This is a genomic window from Zhengella mangrovi (assembly GCF_002727065.1).
GTDB lineage: Bacteria > Pseudomonadota > Alphaproteobacteria > Rhizobiales > Rhizobiaceae > Zhengella > Zhengella mangrovi.
This window is the reverse complement of record NZ_PDVP01000002.1, coordinates 35,565-50,260: the sequence shown is the minus strand read 5'-3', so window position 1 is coordinate 50,260 and position 14,696 is coordinate 35,565. Positions and strand designations below refer to the sequence as shown.

Sequence of the window (14,696 nt, the reverse complement as noted above, 5' to 3'; positions counted from 1 at the left end):
GAGATGACATCCCCCAACACCACCGTCGCCGCTGGCGCCGTTTCCTTCTCAAACGCCGCGCCGCTGTCCCTGATCGCCGGACCGTGCCAGATGGAAAGCCGCGATCATGCCTTCGACATGGCCGGCGCCTTGAAGGAAATCTGCGACCGGCTCGGAATCGGGCTTGTCTACAAGTCGTCCTTCGACAAGGCCAACCGCACCTCGCTTGGCGGCAGGCGCGGCATCGGGCTGGAAGGCGCCCTGCCGGTCTTCGCTGATATCCGCAGCGAGTTCGGCCTGCCGGTGCTGACAGACGTGCATACCGAGGAGCAGTGCGTGGTCGTCGGCGAGGTCTGCGATATCCTCCAGATCCCGGCTTTCCTGTGCCGCCAGACCGACCTGCTGATCGCGGCGGCGAAGACCGGCCGGGTCGTCAACATCAAGAAGGGTCAGTTTCTCGCACCCTGGGACATGAAGCATGTCCTGGCCAAGGTCACCGGCTCCGGAAATGCCAATGTGCTGCTGACCGAACGCGGCGCCTCCTTCGGCTACAACACGCTGGTCTCCGATATGCGGTCGCTGCCGATCATGGCCGAGACCGGCGCGCCGGTGATCTTCGACGCCACCCACTCGGTGCAGCAGCCGGGCGGGCAGGGCGGATCCTCCGGCGGTGACCGCCGCTTCGTCGAGACGCTGGCACGGGCGGCCGTTGCCGTCGGCGTGGCCGGCCTCTTCGTCGAGACCCACCAGGACCCGGACAATGCGCCGTCCGACGGCCCCAACATGGTGCCGCTCGACCGCATGGAAGCCCTGCTCGAGACGCTCATGGCCTTCGATGCGGTCGCCAAGCGGAATGCGGTGGATTAATCGATTTCTGGTTAATCGGACAGCGTGACTGCCGCGGGCAGCGGTTGACCTGCCGCGACGGTCTTGGCCGGCTCCTGCGAGCCGGTCAGGATGGCGGCGCTGAACAGCGCGAGAAGTGCAAGGCCGGTCAGGTTCGTCATGACGGTGGTCCTTCTGCTGATTGCCCGTCCACGTGGCCAGGATGCAGGCTTGTGGCGGCAGGATCGTGGCACCCCGGGTCAAAAAGGGTGACAGCCGGTAACGCCGGCATCCGCGAATGGTTTCAATCGGTTTTCCATCCGCATCGCGACTGTCCGGACTTTCGGGCGCGACCGCTTTCCGCTAAGGAGAGCCGGACTCTCCCTGACCTGTCTCGAAAAGGATCGATTCAATGACTGCGATCATCGACATTGCCGCCCGGGAAATCCTCGACAGCCGCGGCAATCCCACGGTGGAAGTGGATGTGCGCCTCGAGGACGGCTCGTTCGGCCGCGCGGCGGTACCCTCCGGCGCATCGACCGGTGCCCACGAAGCCGTCGAACTGCGCGACGGCGGCCCCCGCTTCCTCGGCAAGGGCGTTCAGAAGGCGGTCGAGGCGGTCAACGGCGAGATCTTCGAGGCCATCGGCGGCATGGATGCCGAGGACCAGATCCACGTCGACCAGGTCATGATCGATCTCGACGGAACGCCGAACAAGGCCCGCCTTGGCGCCAATGCCATCCTCGGCGTGTCGCTTGCCGTCGCCAAGGCCGCCGCGGCGGCCTCGGGCCTGCCGCTCTACCGCTACGTCGGCGGCCCCAACGCCCGCGTGCTTCCGGTGCCGATGATGAACATCATCAATGGCGGAGCCCACGCCGACAACCCGATCGATTTCCAGGAATTCATGATCATGCCCGTCGGTGCCTCCAGCATCGCCGAGGCCGTGCGCATGGGCGCGGAAGTCTTCCACACGCTCAAGAAGGACCTGTCGGCGGCCGGCCACAACACGTCGGTCGGCGATGAAGGCGGCTTTGCGCCGAACCTGAAGAGCGCCGAGGCGGCGCTCGACTTCATCATGAAGTCCGTCGAGAAGGCCGGCTACACCCCCGGCGACGACGTGGCGCTGGCACTCGATTGCGCCGCCACCGAGTTCTTCAAGGACGGCAGGTACAACTACGAGGGTGAGGGGGTCGTCCGTTCCGGCGACGAACAGGCGGCCTACCTGGCCAAGCTCTGCGAAGCCTATCCGATCATCTCGATCGAGGACGGCATGGCCGAGGACGACTGGGACGGCTGGGTTGCGCTGACCAAGGCAGTCGGGGACAAGGTACAGCTGGTCGGCGACGATCTCTTCGTCACCAATTCCGCCCGCCTGCGCGATGGCATCCGCATCGGCGCGGCCAACTCGATCCTCGTCAAGGTCAACCAGATCGGCACGCTGACCGAAACGCTGGACGCCGTGGAAACCGCGCACAAGGCGTCCTACACCGCCGTCATGTCGCACCGCTCCGGCGAGACCGAGGATGCCACCATCGCCGACCTCGCGGTCGCGACCAATTGCGGACAGATCAAGACCGGTTCGCTGGCCCGGTCCGACCGGCTCGCCAAGTATAACCAGCTGATCCGCATCGAGGAAGAACTGGGCGCCCAGTCTCGCTACGCCGGCCGGTCGGTCGTCAAGGCCTGATCCGCCATCGTCTGACGGGATCTGGTCCCTGGCCATCTCAAGCGGCCGCGCCGACCCTGGCGCGGCCGTTTTGTTTTCACTTTAGCGTATCCCGTAACCAAGCCTTAAGCATGATGGCGGCAGTATGCGGGCCTGTCATTTGTTTCGAGTTGCAGCCTGCCCATGTGGACCCGCCAGCATAAACGCCGGAAATCCGGCCGCCTTGTCCTCCCCGTCGTCGCCATCGCCGTCCTGGCCTATTTCGGCTTTCACGCCTTCGAGGGCGAATACGGCCTGAAGAACAAGGCGCGGCTCGAGGAGCAGGTCGCGCAACTCCAGCAGAAGCTGGCCGAAACCACCGCCACCCGCCAGCGCCTTGAAGCGCGCAACCACTTGCTGCAAGATGGCTCCATCGAGAAAGACATGCTCGATGAGCAGGTGCGCCGGCAACTGGGAAGGGTGAGAGCGGACGAGATCGTTATCCTGAGTCATCCCAAGATTTGATGGAATTGCCGAATTAACTGAAATTCGGTTCATGGTTGTTTTGATCAACCAAAATAGGCATTTGCGTGCATGGCACCCATGCGAGAAATGCACTTGCCGCATGGCTGAAACCTGTTAGCGTATCTTGAAACGGACGGGAGGCCGTTTGCCGAAGACAAGCGCTTCCCATGCCTGAGGAAACCATCAGCAGGGAGCGCGCAGCATGGCCGCAGCAGCTAAGAAGACCACAGCCCGCAAGGGGTCGGGCGGTTCGCCCGGCCTGATCCGCAAGGCGCCCGCGCCGGAGGAGTTCGGCAAGGACGACGAACTCAAGGCCTATCGCGACATGCTGCTGATCCGCCGCTTCGAGGAAAAGGCCGGCCAGCTCTACGGCATGGGCTTCATCGGCGGTTTCTGCCATCTCTACATCGGCCAGGAAGCCGTCGTCACCGGCATCGAGATGGCCAAGAAGGATGGCGACCAGTTCATCACCGGTTATCGCGATCACGGCCACATGCTGGCCGCCGGCATGAGCCCGCGCGGCGTCATGGCCGAACTGACCGGCCGACGCGGCGGGCTGTCCAAGGGCAAGGGCGGCTCCATGCACATGTTCTCCAAGGAGAAGCACTTCTACGGCGGCCATGGTATCGTCGGTGCGCAGGTGTCGCTGGGCACCGGCCTGGCCTTCGCCAACCGCTACCGTGACGCCGGGTCCGTTTCGGTCACCTTCTTCGGCGACGGCGCGGCAAACCAGGGCCAGGTCTACGAGAGCTTCAACATGGCCGCGCTGTGGAAACTGCCGGTCATCTACGTCATCGAGAACAACCGCTACGCCATGGGCACCTCGGTCAACCGCGCGTCGGCCGAGACCGATTTCTCCCACCGCGGCGTCTCCTTCAAGATCCCCGGCATGCAGGTCGACGGCATGGACGTGCGTGCCGTCAAGGCGGCCTCCGACGAGGCGTTCGAATGGTGCCGCGGCGGCAACGGCCCGATCATCCTGGAAATGATGACCTACCGCTATCGCGGCCACTCCATGTCCGATCCCGCGAAGTACCGCACCAAGGACGAAGTGCAGAAGATGCGCACCGAGCACGACCCGATCGAGCAGGTGAAGGCGCGCCTGCTGGAAAAGGAGTGGGCCACGGAGGACGCGCTCAAGAAGATCGACAAGGAGGTGCGCGACGTGGTCGCCGACTCCGCCGAGTTCGCCCAGAACGATCCGGAGCCGGATGCCTCCGAACTCTACACCGACATCCTGCTCTGAGGGGAAACGACGATGCCGATTGAAATCCTGATGCCCGCGCTTTCCCCGACCATGGAGGAGGGCAATCTCGCCAAGTGGGTGAAAAAGGAAGGCGACAGCGTAACCGCCGGCGACGTGATCGCCGAGATCGAGACCGACAAGGCGACCATGGAAGTGGAAGCCGTCGACGAGGGCGTGCTGGGCAAGATCCTGGTCGCCGAGGGCAGCGAAGGCGTGAAGGTCAACACGCCGATTGCATTGCTGCTTGCCGAGGGTGAAGACGCGTCGGCGCTGGAAGGCGCCGCGTCGGGCGGCGAGACGTCGCACGATCCGCATGGCGATCGTGGCTCCGATGGCGCCGCGGGCGAGGGGGCCGCGGGCGCAGGCGACGCCGTTGCCGAGATGGAGGCGCGCCGCGTGCCCGCCGAGGGCAAGGTCCACCCGGAACCGAAAAAGCCCGACGTGGGTGCGGATCCCGATATTCCGGACGGCACCAAGATGGTCAAGATGACCGTTCGCGAGGCGCTGAATACCGCCATGGCGGAGGAAATGCGCCGCGACGAGGACGTCTTCATCATGGGCGAGGAGGTCGCCGAGTACCAGGGCGCCTACAAGATCACCCAGAACCTGCTGGAGGAATTCGGCGCCAGGCGCGTGGTCGATACGCCGATCACCGAGCACGGCTTTGCCGGCATCGGTGTTGGCGCGGCCATGACCGGCCTCAAGCCCATCGTCGAGTTCATGACCTTCAACTTCGCCATGCAGGCGATCGACCAGATCATCAACTCCGCCGCCAAGACGCTCTACATGTCGGGTGGCCAGATGGGCGCGTCCATCGTGTTCCGCGGTCCGAACGGCGCCGCCGCCCGCGTCGGTGCCCAGCACAGCCAGGACTACGCTGCCTGGTACAGCCATGTTCCCGGTCTCAAGGTCATCCAGCCCTACACGGCCGCCGATGCCAAGGGCCTGCTGAAGGCCGCGATCCGCGATCCGAACCCGATCATCTTCCTGGAGAACGAGATTCTCTACGGCCAGTCGTTCGACGTGCCGGAGATGGAGGATTTCGTCCTGCCGATCGGCAAGGCGCGCATCCACAGGCCCGGCAAGGACGTGACCATCGTTTCCTTCGGCATCGGCATGACCTACGCGGTCAAGGCCGCCGAGGAACTGGCCGGCCAGGGCATCGATGCCGAGGTCATTGACCTGCGCACCATCCGCCCGATGGACCTCGACACGGTGATCGAGAGCGTGAAGAAGACCAACCGCCTGGTGACCGTGGAAGAGGGCTTTCCGCAATCCTCCGTCGGCGACCACATCGCCTCGCAGGTCATGCAGCGCGCGTTTGACTGGCTCGATGCGCCCGTGGTCACGATCTGCGGCAAGGATGTGCCGATGCCCTATGCGGCCAACCTTGAGAAACTCGCCCTGCCCAACGTGGCGGAAGTGATCGAGGCCGTGAAGGCCGTCACCTACAAGGCCTGAGGAGAGCGCCATGCCGATTGAAATCACCATGCCGGCGCTGTCCCCCACCATGGAAGAGGGCAACCTCGCCAAGTGGCTGGTCAAGGAAGGCGACAGCATTTCCGCCGGCGACGTGATCGCCGAGATCGAGACCGACAAGGCAACCATGGAAGTGGAAGCCGTCGACGAGGGAACGATTGCGAAGATCCTCGTTCCGGAGGGATCCGAGGGCGTCAAGGTCAACGCGGTGATCGCCATTCTCGCCGAGGAAGGCGAGGACGTGGCCGAAGCCGCCAGGGGCGGCGGCAAGGCAGCCGCGCCGAAGGACGAGAAACCCGCCGCCAGCGCACCTGCGGAAGGTCCGGCCAAGGAAACCGCCGGCCTGCTCGGCCCGGTCAGCGATGCGGCGCCGAAGACGCCGCAGTCCGGACCCGCGCCTTCTGCCGGCGGCGATCGCGTCTTCTCGTCACCGCTGGCCCGCCGGATCGCCAGGGATGCCGGTATCGATATTGCCGGCGTGTCAGGCTCCGGTCCGAAGGGCCGTGTCGTGAAGGCCGATGTCGAAGCCGCCATCAAGGGCGGCGGCGCGAAGGCCGAGGCACCGAAGGGAGCAGCCGGGAAGGCGCCTGCCGCTGCTCCCGCGCCCGCCATGGCCGCCGGTCCGTCGACCGATGCCGTGCTGCGCAACTTCCAGGAAGGCTCCTACGACCTGGTCAAGCATGACAACATGCGCAAGACCATCGCCAAGCGCCTGACTGAGGCCAAGCAGACCATTCCGCATTTCTATGTCTCGGTGGATTGCGAGCTCGATGCGCTGCTGGCCCTGCGCGGCCAGCTCAATGGCTCCGCGCCGCAGAAGGATGGCAAGCCGGCTTACAAGCTGTCGGTCAACGACATGATCATCAAGGCGCTGGCGCTTGCCCTGCGCGATGTTCCGGACGCCAACGTGTCCTGGACCGACGAGGCCATGGTCAAGCACCATCATGCCGATGTCGGCGTGGCCGTATCCATTCCCGGCGGCCTGATCACGCCGATCATCCGCCGCGCCGAGGAGAAGAGCCTGTCCACCATTTCCAACGAGATGAAGGACATGGGCGCACGCGCCAAGGAACGCAAGCTGAAGCCCGAGGAATACCAGGGCGGCACCACCGCCGTGTCCAACATGGGCATGATGGGCGTGTCCAACTTCTCCGCCGTGGTCAACCCGCCGCACGCCACCATCCTGGCGGTCGGCGCAGGTGAAAAGCGGGCCGTCGTCAAGGACGACGCCATCGCCATCGCGATGATGATGACGGTGACGCTGTCGACCGACCACCGTTGCGTGGACGGCGCGCTCGGCGCCGAACTGCTGGGCGCGTTCAAGGGCTATATCGAGAACCCGATGAGCATGCTGGTCTGAGCCATGAAGACGGTTCTGGCCTTCGGCGATTCACTGACCTGGGGATCCGATCCCGCCGGTGGCGGGCGGCATCCCGAGGCCATGCGCTGGCCGGATGCGCTCCAGGCGTCGCTTGGAGACCGGGTCCGGGTGATAGCGGACGGTCTGCGGGGCCGCACCACGGCCTATGACGAGCACCTGGCCGATTGCGACCGCAACGGGGCCAGGATCCTGCCGACGGCGCTCTATACCCACGCGCCGCTGGATCTCGTCATCCTCATGCTCGGCGCCAACGACATGAAGCCGCATATCGCCGGTACGGCGGTGGCCGCGCTTCAGGGCATGCGGCGGCTGGTCGCCATCGTGAAGAGCCACGTTCCCGGCATCGAGGGAGCGGAACCGCCGGCGGTTCTCATCGTCGCGCCGCCGCCGCTCTGCGAGACGGCCGATCCGTTCTTCGCCGCCATGTTTTCCGGCGGCGTGGAGCAGTCGTCCATGCTGGCGTCGCTCTATGCCGACCTGGCCGACGAAATGGATTGCGGCTTTTTCGACGCCGCCACCGTGGCCCGGGCCGCGCCGGCCGACGGCGTTCACATGGATGCGGAAAACACACGGGATCTGGGCAGGGCGCTGGCGCCGATGGTGCATGTGATGCTCGGCCTTTGATCCGGGTCAAGGGATTGGAAGAAGGCAGGCCATAGGGTATTCGCGAACGGACAACAAAGGAGGTTCGCCCATGTCCCATGTGCCGCACGAACTGGCGGAGGAATTCCCGGAACACGTCGACAAGATGCATGAGCTGAAGACGTCAAATGCTCATTTTGCCAAGCTTTTCGACGAGTACCACGATGTGAACCGCGCGATCCATCGCGCAGAGACCGATGTCGAGCCGACCGACGACTTCCACATGGAAGACATGCGCAAGCAGCGGCTTCGGCTGAAGGACGAAATCTACGGGATCCTCGCCGGCTGACCTGCGCCGGGGCGGTTTCCCGCAAGGAGTGGAGACCGCCTTTGCACCAGTGTGCAGACGATCGCGAATGCCATGCCGATGCCCTGCTGGCGCGGGGCATCCGGCGTCTTGGCGCATTGCGGCGGCGGCAGGCAGATCGCCTGGCTGTCCGGCCGGTAGCGCGCGAGGCCTTTCCTCTCCCCGACATGAATGAGCGACACGGGCTGGGAGCTGCGGGCAAGGATCCCGTGGCTGCCGCCCATGATCGGAACACCAGAGACGGGCCGCCGAAACAGGCCCATTTCCGAGGGAAAGGCGAGAGCGACCATGGCTGACAACTCCTATGACGTGATCATCATCGGTTCAGGTCCCGGCGGCTACGTGACGGCGATCCGGTCGGCCCAGCTCGGCTTCCGGACGGCCATCGTGGAGCGCGAGCACCTGGGCGGCATCTGCCTCAACTGGGGCTGCATTCCGACCAAGGCGCTGCTGCGGTCCGCGGAGATCATGCACTATGCCGAGCACATCAAGAATTACGGCCTGAAGCTGGACGGCAAGGTCACCGCCGACGTCAAGGCCGTGGTGGATCGCTCGCGCGGCGTGTCGGGCCGGCTCAACGGTGGCGTCGGCTTCCTGATGAAGAAGAACAAGATCGACGTCATCTGGGGCGAGGCAAAGCTGACCGGCAAGGGCAGGATCAGCGTCGGCAAGTCGTCCAAGCCGGCGATGCAGCCGCAGCACCCTGCGCCCAAGGGCACGAAAGGCGAGGGCGACTACACGGCAAAGCACATCATCGTCGCCACCGGCGCGCGCCCGCGTGCGCTGCCCGGCATCGAGCCCGACGGCAAGCTGATCTGGACCTATTTCGAGGCCATGGTGCCGCAGGAACTGCCGAAGAAGCTGCTCGTCATGGGATCGGGTGCCATCGGTATCGAGTTCGCGTCCTTCTACAACGCCATGGGTTGCGACGTGACGGTGGTCGAGGTCATGCCTACGATCATGCCGGTGGAGGATGCCGAGATTTCCGGCATCGCTCGCAAGCAGCTGGAAAAGGCCGGTCTCAAGATTCACACCGAGGCCAAGGTCTCCAGGGTCGAGAAGGGCGCAAGCTCCATCAAGGCCACTGTCGAGATGAAGGGCGGCAAGACCGAGGTGATCGAGGCCGACAGGATGATTTCCGCCGTCGGCGTGCAGGGCAACATCGAGAACCTCGGCCTCGAGGCCCTCGGCGTGAAGACCGACCGCGGCTGCATCGTCATCGACGGTTATGGCCGGACAAACGTGGACGGGCTCTACGCCATCGGCGATGTGGCCGGCCCGCCGATGCTGGCCCACAAGGCCGAGCACGAAGGCGTCGTCTGCATCGAGAAGATCGCCGGCCTGCCGAACGTCCATGCCATGGACAAGGGCAAGATTCCCGGCTGCACCTATTGCCATCCGCAGGTCGCCTCCGTCGGCCTGACCGAGGCGAAGGCGAAGGAAGCCGGCCGCGACATCCGCGTCGGGCGGTTCTCGTTCGGCGCCAACGGCAAGGCCATCGCGCTCGGCGAGGACCAGGGCCTCGTCAAGACGATTTTCGACAAGAAGACCGGCGAACTGCTGGGCGCGCACATGGTCGGCGCGGAGGTGACGGAACTCATTCAGGGCTTCGTCGTCGCCATGAACCTCGAGACGACCGAAGAGGAACTGATGCACACCATCTTCCCGCATCCGACCCTCTCGGAAATGATGAAGGAAAGCGTGCTCGACGCCTATGGACGGGTGCTGAACGCGTGACAGGCGTCATTGATGCCTCTCATTGTCGATTGCCGGTTTTCGTGTGAAACTTGCAACGATGCGGAATTCCCGTCAGCGACAAGGAGCCTGCCATGATGAAACGCCCCCTTCACGTGCTTATCGCCTTCGCAACGCTAGCCGCCGCATCGGCAAGCCTGCCGGCAACCGCCAGCGCTGACAGTTGCTGGGATCACAACGGGTCGGTCATGCGGCTCCAGGCTGAGGGAAACCGGCGCTGGTTCACCTATGAACGGCCCAAGGGATCGCTGCGTGCCGCCGGTGTCCGCCGGGGAACGCTGCTGTTCAACGGCCGCAAGTCCGGCGACTGGTATTCGGGCACGGCGCGGCGCTTCTCGCGCCACTGCCCGGGCGATCCGCTGGAATATCACGTCGAGGGCCCGGTTTCCCGCTCGCAGACGCGGGTGACGGTGCGCGGCACGCGCGAGATCTACGATCAATGCGAGCCGACGGGCGAATACACCGAGGACACGCTGGTTTTCACCTATCTTCGCCAGTGCTGACCGGGTGACAACGGCCCTGCCGGGCACCATATGCAGGGCAGGGCCACGAACACGGAGACAAACGCGATGATGCATTCCTACGGACCGGAATTCGGCATCATGGGCATGGCCGGTGTCGGCTTCTTCGGCATGTTGCTCATCGGCTTCCTGGCCGGCTATATCGCCGAACGCGCGATGAACCGGGACCATGGCCTTCTGACCAACATTCTCGTGGGCATCGCCGGCTCCTTCGTCGGCGGAACACTGGCAAGCCTGCTGAACATCGCCTATTACGGTTTCCTCGGAAACCTGGTGGTCGCTACGCTTGGCGCCATCGTCATCCTCTGGATTTTCGGCCGGAGCAGCCGCTCCTCCCGTTCCTGAACGTCAAAGCCGCAAAGGCAGGACCCATGGTCACCATTCTCGACACCGTCGCCGGAAAGCAGCGTCCGCGCCATCCGGAAAAGCAGAAGAACCCGGACAACGAGATCCAGCGCAAGCCGGCCTGGATCCGGGTCAAGGCACCGGTGTCGAAGACCTACCAGGAAACCCGCTCCATCGTGAAGGACAACAACCTCGTCACGGTCTGCGAGGAAGCCGGCTGCCCCAACATCGGCGAATGCTGGGACAAGAAGCACGCCACCTTCATGATCATGGGCGAGATCTGCACCCGCGCCTGCGCCTTCTGCAACGTCATCACCGGCAAGCCGAATGCGCTCGATGCCAGCGAGCCGGAAAACGTGGCCAAGGCCGTGCGCCAGATGGGCCTGCAGCACGTCGTCATCACCTCCGTCGACCGGGATGACCTCGCCGACGGTGGCGCGCGCCATTTCGCCGACGTCATCGCGGCGGTCCGCGCCGCGTCGCCGGAAACGACCATCGAGATCCTGACGCCCGATTTCCTGCGCAAGGACGGCGCCCTCGAAGTGGTCGTGGCGGCCAGGCCGGACGTCTTCAATCACAACCTGGAAACGGTTGCCTCGAACTACCTGACCGTTCGTCCGGGAGCGCGTTATTTCCACTCGATCCGCCTGTTGCAGCGGGTCAAGGAGCTCGATCCGGCGATTTTCACCAAGTCGGGCATCATGGTCGGCCTGGGCGAGGAGCGCAACGAGGTGCTGCAACTGATGGACGACCTGCGTTCTGCCGATGTCGATTTCATCACCATCGGCCAGTACCTGGCACCGACCCGCAAGCACCATCCGGTCAAGGCCTTCGTCACGCCGGACGAGTTCAGGTCCTACGAGACGGCGGCCTACGCCAAGGGCTTCCTGATGGTCTCGGCCAGCCCGCTGACGCGCTCGTCGCACCACGCCGGCGAGGACTTTGCCCGCCTGCGCGCGGCGCGGGAAGCCAGGCAGGCGGCAGCGAAAGGCTGAACGGAACGGCATGCCGAAATTCGAGACGAGACGACCGGTCGACCATGCCGCCGGCGACATGTTCGACCTTGTCGCCGATGTGGAGAAATACCCCGAGTTCCTGCCGATGTGCGAGGCGCTGACGGTGCGCTCGCGCCGCGAGCGCGATCACCGCGAGATGATCGTGGCGGACATGACGGTTGGCTACAAGGCGATCCGCGAGACTTTCACCAGCCAGGTGCTGCTGAACCGCGAGGCGCAGACCATCTCGGTCAAGTACCTCGACGGGCCCTTCCGCTACCTGACCAACGAATGGTCTTTCGAGCCGCGTGGCGGCGGCGCCTGCACGGTGCATTTCTACATCGACTACGAGTTCAAGAGCCGTATCCTGGGCGCGATGATGGGCGCGGTCTTTGATCGCGCTTTCCGCATGTTCGCCGAAGCCTTCGAAAAGCGCGCCGACGTGATCTACGGCACCGGTGCCTAGAGCATCGGGTTCGGGAGACGAAATGCCGGCCTGTCTCAAGCGGCTTTGGCGAAGATCATGGCGACGGGCGCGGGTACGCTGTACCGTGTGCCGTCGAAATGCTTCTCTGCCACCGTCTTGGCGATCGCTTCCGATATCTTCCCGATTGTTTCGGGCGTCTGGCTCCGGATCAGCATCCCCGCGCCGACGGTCGCGGTCAGGAAGATGTCGAACAGTTCATCGGGATCGTCGAGAACCCAAGCGGCCTCGTAGGTCTCGTGCTGCTCCATCTCCAGCCCGGCATCGGCCGTCATCGCGTCCGCCCTTGCCGGATCGGCGAACGCGAACAGATCCGGTTGCGCAGGAGCTGCAGAGAAATCGGCATGGGCCTTGAGGGCGCCGAAGACGGCAGCAAATGCGGGGGATGCCGCAGGACCGACCCAGGTCGCCATGGAGAACGCGCCGCCGGGCTTCAGTACGCGCCTGACCTCGGACAGGGCCTTGGGCTGATCGGCGATATGCATCATTCCGAAATTGCAGACGACCTTGTCAAACCGGGCGTCATTGAAAGGCAGTGCCATCGCGTCGCCTTCCACGATCGTGGCGGCTGGCGCGGCCGCCCGCGCCCTCGAAAGCATCTCCGGGGAAAAATCGATTCCGGTTACCCTGGCACCTTGGTCCGCGATGACCGAGGTCAGCGTCCCCTGGCCGCAGCACAGGTCCAGGACGTCATCGCCAGGTGATATCTGCCTGCCTGCAATCTCATTGCCAACGGCGTTGGTGATGGGAACGAAGTGCTTGATGTAGGCTTCGACAATCCCGCCATCCGACCAGCCGTCATGCTCGCGAGAACCGAACTCTGAAAAGTCAGCCATGGCAAACCTCCCCTCGAAGTCAGCCGGGTCACTATAGCACTTCGGGGCGAAACACCCAAAATGCCGGATGGATGCGACCCGCGTGCCAGCATCGCCGGTCCGCACCGGCAGGACGTGATCGGGGCTTGCCAGGCGCCGGAAGCTACCCCCCGCGCGAGCAGCGCACCGTTTCTTTCGGGCTGATCATCAGCGCCTCGTCGCCCTTGGTGTGCATCTCCACCGTGCCGTTGGAATAGAGAACGCCGCTGCCGCTTGGCACCTGCACCAGCGTTGCCGCCCGCCCGTTCATGACGATGGTCGCAACCGAGTAGGAGCGCGAATTGTCGATCGTCAACTGGAATGCCGAGCCGTCCTCGCAACGGTAGGTTTCCGGGGCTCCGGGCGCCGCGGGCGTCCTCTTGTCTGTGGCCGCGAAGGTCTCGCGGCATTTGTCGACGAAACGGCGAACCGGCGCGCCTGCGCCGCGCAGCGGAACGGATCGCATGGTTTCCCCGCTGATGCCGAACTGCAGCGTCTGCCCGCGGTTGAGGGCGAACCAGAAGGCATCGTCGAGGCCGATGTTGACGAGGACCCCGGCAAACTCATCGCCCTGGATGGAGACGGTGCCGGCAAGGCGCGTGGTGAAATCGCCGGCCCGGAAGTCGATATCAACCGGGTCGCCGTTCTTGCGCTGGCCGAAGTCGAGCGCCAGCATCAGCGGGATGGAGGGGCCTGCCGCGCCGGCTTCACACAGGGCGCTCAGGGACCACGCGTCGGTCTCCGGAATGGCATAGCTGAGTGTCTGCGTCCGGCCGTTTGCCGCGTCGAACCCGGATTGCTGCCAGCGGGCGCCATCGTCCGATTGCGCGCGGGCGGGCAGGGCACTGGCACCGGCCATCAGCGCGATGAAGGTTGCAGCCCCGAGCCGCCTGGGCGAGGCCCTCGTCATCGCGTGCAAACCCCGAACGTGCCGCTGATCGTCACGCCGGGCGGCTGGCAGATGATGCCGCCCCACTGGTAGCCTTCACCGCCGGCGAACTGGATGCGGAACCACGGGTAGCCGTTCATCATGCTGTGCGGAACTTCCTCGATCACGGTGATCGGGTCCATTTCCCGCAGCGAGCCGATCTGCCGGCCGTCCATGCTCGGGTCGTTGCGAACCTTGCCGCCCCAGGATCGGGTGCGGATTGGCAGCATCGCCGATTGCGGCATGCCGTCGCCGCCCGATGAACCCGTTTCCGGCGGCTCGATGCCGGCGCCGCTCCAGGCGCAGTTCCGCGAGAAGGCGGCAAAGGCCGCGCGGGAACCGGTCAGCGGAAACTGCACGCTGCCGCCGTCGTAGGCGACATCGACATAGGTGCCCGATTGCATGGCATCGAGAAGCGTCTCGTCCTGCCCGACCGGGATCACGGGCACGTAGCCGATCTGGCCCCACAATTCGAAGGACGGCTCATAGGGGAAGGATACGCCGTCGACGGAGAAGACCAGTTGCGAAGCGGCAGGGGATCGGCCCGGATCATTCTCCTGCGCAAGGAAGGGAACATAGAGCATGGCCGGCTGGCCCTCGCCGCGGCAGGAAAGCATGATGCCGATGTCCTCGTCGCAATCCGCGCAATCGGTGACGACGATGTCCTGGCCGCTGCCACTGGCGGTCCATTGTTCGGTTCGCGCCTGGGCCGTTCCTGTCAGTGTGGCCATGATGGCCATGCCGATCAATTGCCTGCCGATCATGTCTGCCTCCTGCTTTCGGCA

Annotated in this window: 18 protein-coding genes; 13 read left to right on the top strand and 5 right to left on the bottom strand. The window is 64.7% G+C overall.

From position 1 onward, the window contains the following. The first annotated feature begins 3 nt into the window (after nucleotides 1-3). Entirely contained in the window at nucleotides 4-846 is an 843-nt protein-coding gene (gene kdsA / locus CSC94_RS04140) for a 3-deoxy-8-phosphooctulonate synthase (RefSeq protein WP_099304119.1), read from the top strand. Between the two features lie 11 nt (nucleotides 847-857). Here the strand turns inward: kdsA and CSC94_RS25140 are convergent, their stop codons facing one another. Next, nucleotides 858-986: a hypothetical protein gene (locus CSC94_RS25140; RefSeq protein WP_280949974.1), complete on the bottom strand. Its 129-nt coding sequence runs from the start codon at nucleotides 984-986 to the stop codon at nucleotides 858-860. A gap of 230 nt (nucleotides 987-1,216) precedes the next feature. Between CSC94_RS25140 and eno the strand changes: the two genes are divergently transcribed. The 7 genes from eno (at nucleotide 1,217) to CSC94_RS04105 (ending at nucleotide 8,011) form a co-directional block, all read left to right on the top strand. Then, on the top strand, nucleotides 1,217-2,491 hold the full coding sequence (gene eno / locus CSC94_RS04135; RefSeq protein ID WP_099304117.1) for a phosphopyruvate hydratase: 1,275 nt from the start codon (nucleotides 1,217-1,219) through the stop codon (nucleotides 2,489-2,491). A 162-nt stretch (nucleotides 2,492-2,653) separates the two neighbouring features. Beyond that, nucleotides 2,654-2,974: an FtsB family cell division protein gene (locus CSC94_RS04130; protein WP_099304115.1), complete on the top strand. Its 321-nt coding sequence runs from the start codon at nucleotides 2,654-2,656 to the stop codon at nucleotides 2,972-2,974. Nucleotides 2,975-3,176: 202 nt separating this feature from the next. Then, nucleotides 3,177-4,220 (top strand): pyruvate dehydrogenase (acetyl-transferring) E1 component subunit alpha, encoded by a 1,044-nt coding sequence (gene pdhA / locus CSC94_RS04125; protein WP_099304113.1) that lies wholly within the window; start codon nucleotides 3,177-3,179, stop codon nucleotides 4,218-4,220. A 12-nt stretch (nucleotides 4,221-4,232) separates the two neighbouring features. Then, nucleotides 4,233-5,681, top strand: coding sequence for a pyruvate dehydrogenase complex E1 component subunit beta (locus CSC94_RS04120; protein ID WP_099304111.1), 1,449 nt, complete (start codon nucleotides 4,233-4,235; stop codon nucleotides 5,679-5,681). Between the two features lie 10 nt (nucleotides 5,682-5,691). Next, nucleotides 5,692-7,059 carry a pyruvate dehydrogenase complex dihydrolipoamide acetyltransferase gene (locus CSC94_RS04115; RefSeq protein ID WP_099304109.1) on the top strand — a complete coding sequence of 456 codons (1,368 nt, stop codon included), beginning with the start codon at nucleotides 5,692-5,694 and terminating at the stop codon, nucleotides 7,057-7,059. A 3-nt stretch (nucleotides 7,060-7,062) separates the two neighbouring features. Then, nucleotides 7,063-7,704 (top strand): SGNH/GDSL hydrolase family protein, encoded by a 642-nt coding sequence (locus CSC94_RS04110; RefSeq protein ID WP_099304107.1) that lies wholly within the window; start codon nucleotides 7,063-7,065, stop codon nucleotides 7,702-7,704. A 70-nt stretch (nucleotides 7,705-7,774) separates the two neighbouring features. After that, a complete protein-coding gene (locus CSC94_RS04105) occupies nucleotides 7,775-8,011 on the top strand; it encodes an HP1242/YdcH family protein (RefSeq protein WP_099304105.1) in 237 nt (78 codons plus the stop codon). On the opposite strand, the gene CSC94_RS04100 is transcribed toward CSC94_RS04105, so the two are convergent. Then, nucleotides 7,990-8,319 (bottom strand): hypothetical protein, encoded by a 330-nt coding sequence (locus tag CSC94_RS04100; protein WP_099304103.1) that lies wholly within the window; start codon nucleotides 8,317-8,319, stop codon nucleotides 7,990-7,992. The two genes, CSC94_RS04105 and CSC94_RS04100, sit on opposite strands and share 22 nt — an antisense overlap. Between CSC94_RS04100 and lpdA the strand changes: the two genes are divergently transcribed. From lpdA to CSC94_RS04075, 5 genes are all read left to right on the top strand, one after another. Beyond that, complete coding sequence (gene lpdA / locus CSC94_RS04095) at nucleotides 8,318-9,766, top strand: dihydrolipoyl dehydrogenase (RefSeq protein WP_099304101.1); 1,449 nt, start codon at nucleotides 8,318-8,320, stop codon at nucleotides 9,764-9,766. The genes CSC94_RS04100 and lpdA overlap by 2 nt on opposite strands. A gap of 92 nt (nucleotides 9,767-9,858) precedes the next feature. Then, complete coding sequence (locus CSC94_RS04090) at nucleotides 9,859-10,287, top strand: hypothetical protein (protein ID WP_205853229.1); 429 nt, start codon at nucleotides 9,859-9,861, stop codon at nucleotides 10,285-10,287. Nucleotides 10,288-10,353: 66 nt separating this feature from the next. Then, nucleotides 10,354-10,650, top strand: coding sequence for a GlsB/YeaQ/YmgE family stress response membrane protein (locus tag CSC94_RS04085; protein WP_099305196.1), 297 nt, complete (start codon nucleotides 10,354-10,356; stop codon nucleotides 10,648-10,650). 26 nt (nucleotides 10,651-10,676) lie between these two features. Then, nucleotides 10,677-11,645, top strand: a complete 969-nt coding sequence (gene lipA / locus CSC94_RS04080) for a lipoyl synthase (protein WP_099304099.1) — start codon at nucleotides 10,677-10,679, stop codon at nucleotides 11,643-11,645. 10 nt (nucleotides 11,646-11,655) lie between these two features. Next, complete coding sequence (locus tag CSC94_RS04075) at nucleotides 11,656-12,111, top strand: type II toxin-antitoxin system RatA family toxin (protein WP_099304097.1); 456 nt, start codon at nucleotides 11,656-11,658, stop codon at nucleotides 12,109-12,111. 35 nt (nucleotides 12,112-12,146) lie between these two features. Here the strand turns inward: CSC94_RS04075 and CSC94_RS04070 are convergent, their stop codons facing one another. From CSC94_RS04070 to CSC94_RS04060, 3 genes are all read right to left on the bottom strand, one after another. Continuing rightward, nucleotides 12,147-12,965 (bottom strand): class I SAM-dependent methyltransferase, encoded by an 819-nt coding sequence (locus tag CSC94_RS04070; RefSeq protein ID WP_099304095.1) that lies wholly within the window; start codon nucleotides 12,963-12,965, stop codon nucleotides 12,147-12,149. Between the two features lie 142 nt (nucleotides 12,966-13,107). Next, nucleotides 13,108-13,893, bottom strand: a complete 786-nt coding sequence (locus tag CSC94_RS04065) for an MliC family protein (RefSeq protein WP_099304093.1) — start codon at nucleotides 13,891-13,893, stop codon at nucleotides 13,108-13,110. Then, nucleotides 13,890-14,675, bottom strand: coding sequence for an SH3 domain-containing protein (locus CSC94_RS04060; protein WP_099304091.1), 786 nt, complete (start codon nucleotides 14,673-14,675; stop codon nucleotides 13,890-13,892). Before CSC94_RS04060 ends, CSC94_RS04065 begins: the two co-directional genes overlap by 4 nt. Between the last annotated feature and the right edge of the window lie 21 nt (nucleotides 14,676-14,696).

Bases quoted from the DNA above. Each gene is read 5' to 3' on its own strand.
- kdsA (WP_099304119.1), top strand. From the start codon at position 4: ATGACATCCCCCAACACCACCGTCGCCGCTGGCGCCGTTTCCTTCTCA.
- CSC94_RS25140 (WP_280949974.1), bottom strand. From the start codon at position 986: ATGACGAACCTGACCGGCCTTGCACTTCTCGCGCTGTTCAGCGCCGCC.
- eno (WP_099304117.1), top strand. From the start codon at position 1,217: ATGACTGCGATCATCGACATTGCCGCCCGGGAAATCCTCGACAGCCGC.
- CSC94_RS04130 (WP_099304115.1), top strand. From the start codon at position 2,654: ATGTGGACCCGCCAGCATAAACGCCGGAAATCCGGCCGCCTTGTCCTC.
- pdhA (WP_099304113.1), top strand. From the start codon at position 3,177: ATGGCCGCAGCAGCTAAGAAGACCACAGCCCGCAAGGGGTCGGGCGGT.
- CSC94_RS04120 (WP_099304111.1), top strand. From the start codon at position 4,233: ATGCCGATTGAAATCCTGATGCCCGCGCTTTCCCCGACCATGGAGGAG.
- CSC94_RS04115 (WP_099304109.1), top strand. From the start codon at position 5,692: ATGCCGATTGAAATCACCATGCCGGCGCTGTCCCCCACCATGGAAGAG.
- CSC94_RS04110 (WP_099304107.1), top strand. From the start codon at position 7,063: ATGAAGACGGTTCTGGCCTTCGGCGATTCACTGACCTGGGGATCCGAT.
- CSC94_RS04105 (WP_099304105.1), top strand. From the start codon at position 7,775: ATGTCCCATGTGCCGCACGAACTGGCGGAGGAATTCCCGGAACACGTC.
- lpdA (WP_099304101.1), top strand. From the start codon at position 8,318: ATGGCTGACAACTCCTATGACGTGATCATCATCGGTTCAGGTCCCGGC.
- CSC94_RS04100 (WP_099304103.1), bottom strand. From the start codon at position 8,319: ATGGTCGCTCTCGCCTTTCCCTCGGAAATGGGCCTGTTTCGGCGGCCC.
- CSC94_RS04090 (WP_205853229.1), top strand. From the start codon at position 9,859: ATGATGAAACGCCCCCTTCACGTGCTTATCGCCTTCGCAACGCTAGCC.
- CSC94_RS04085 (WP_099305196.1), top strand. From the start codon at position 10,354: ATGATGCATTCCTACGGACCGGAATTCGGCATCATGGGCATGGCCGGT.
- lipA (WP_099304099.1), top strand. From the start codon at position 10,677: ATGGTCACCATTCTCGACACCGTCGCCGGAAAGCAGCGTCCGCGCCAT.
- CSC94_RS04075 (WP_099304097.1), top strand. From the start codon at position 11,656: ATGCCGAAATTCGAGACGAGACGACCGGTCGACCATGCCGCCGGCGAC.
- CSC94_RS04070 (WP_099304095.1), bottom strand. From the start codon at position 12,965: ATGGCTGACTTTTCAGAGTTCGGTTCTCGCGAGCATGACGGCTGGTCG.
- CSC94_RS04065 (WP_099304093.1), bottom strand. From the start codon at position 13,893: ATGACGAGGGCCTCGCCCAGGCGGCTCGGGGCTGCAACCTTCATCGCG.
- CSC94_RS04060 (WP_099304091.1), bottom strand. From the start codon at position 14,675: ATGATCGGCAGGCAATTGATCGGCATGGCCATCATGGCCACACTGACA.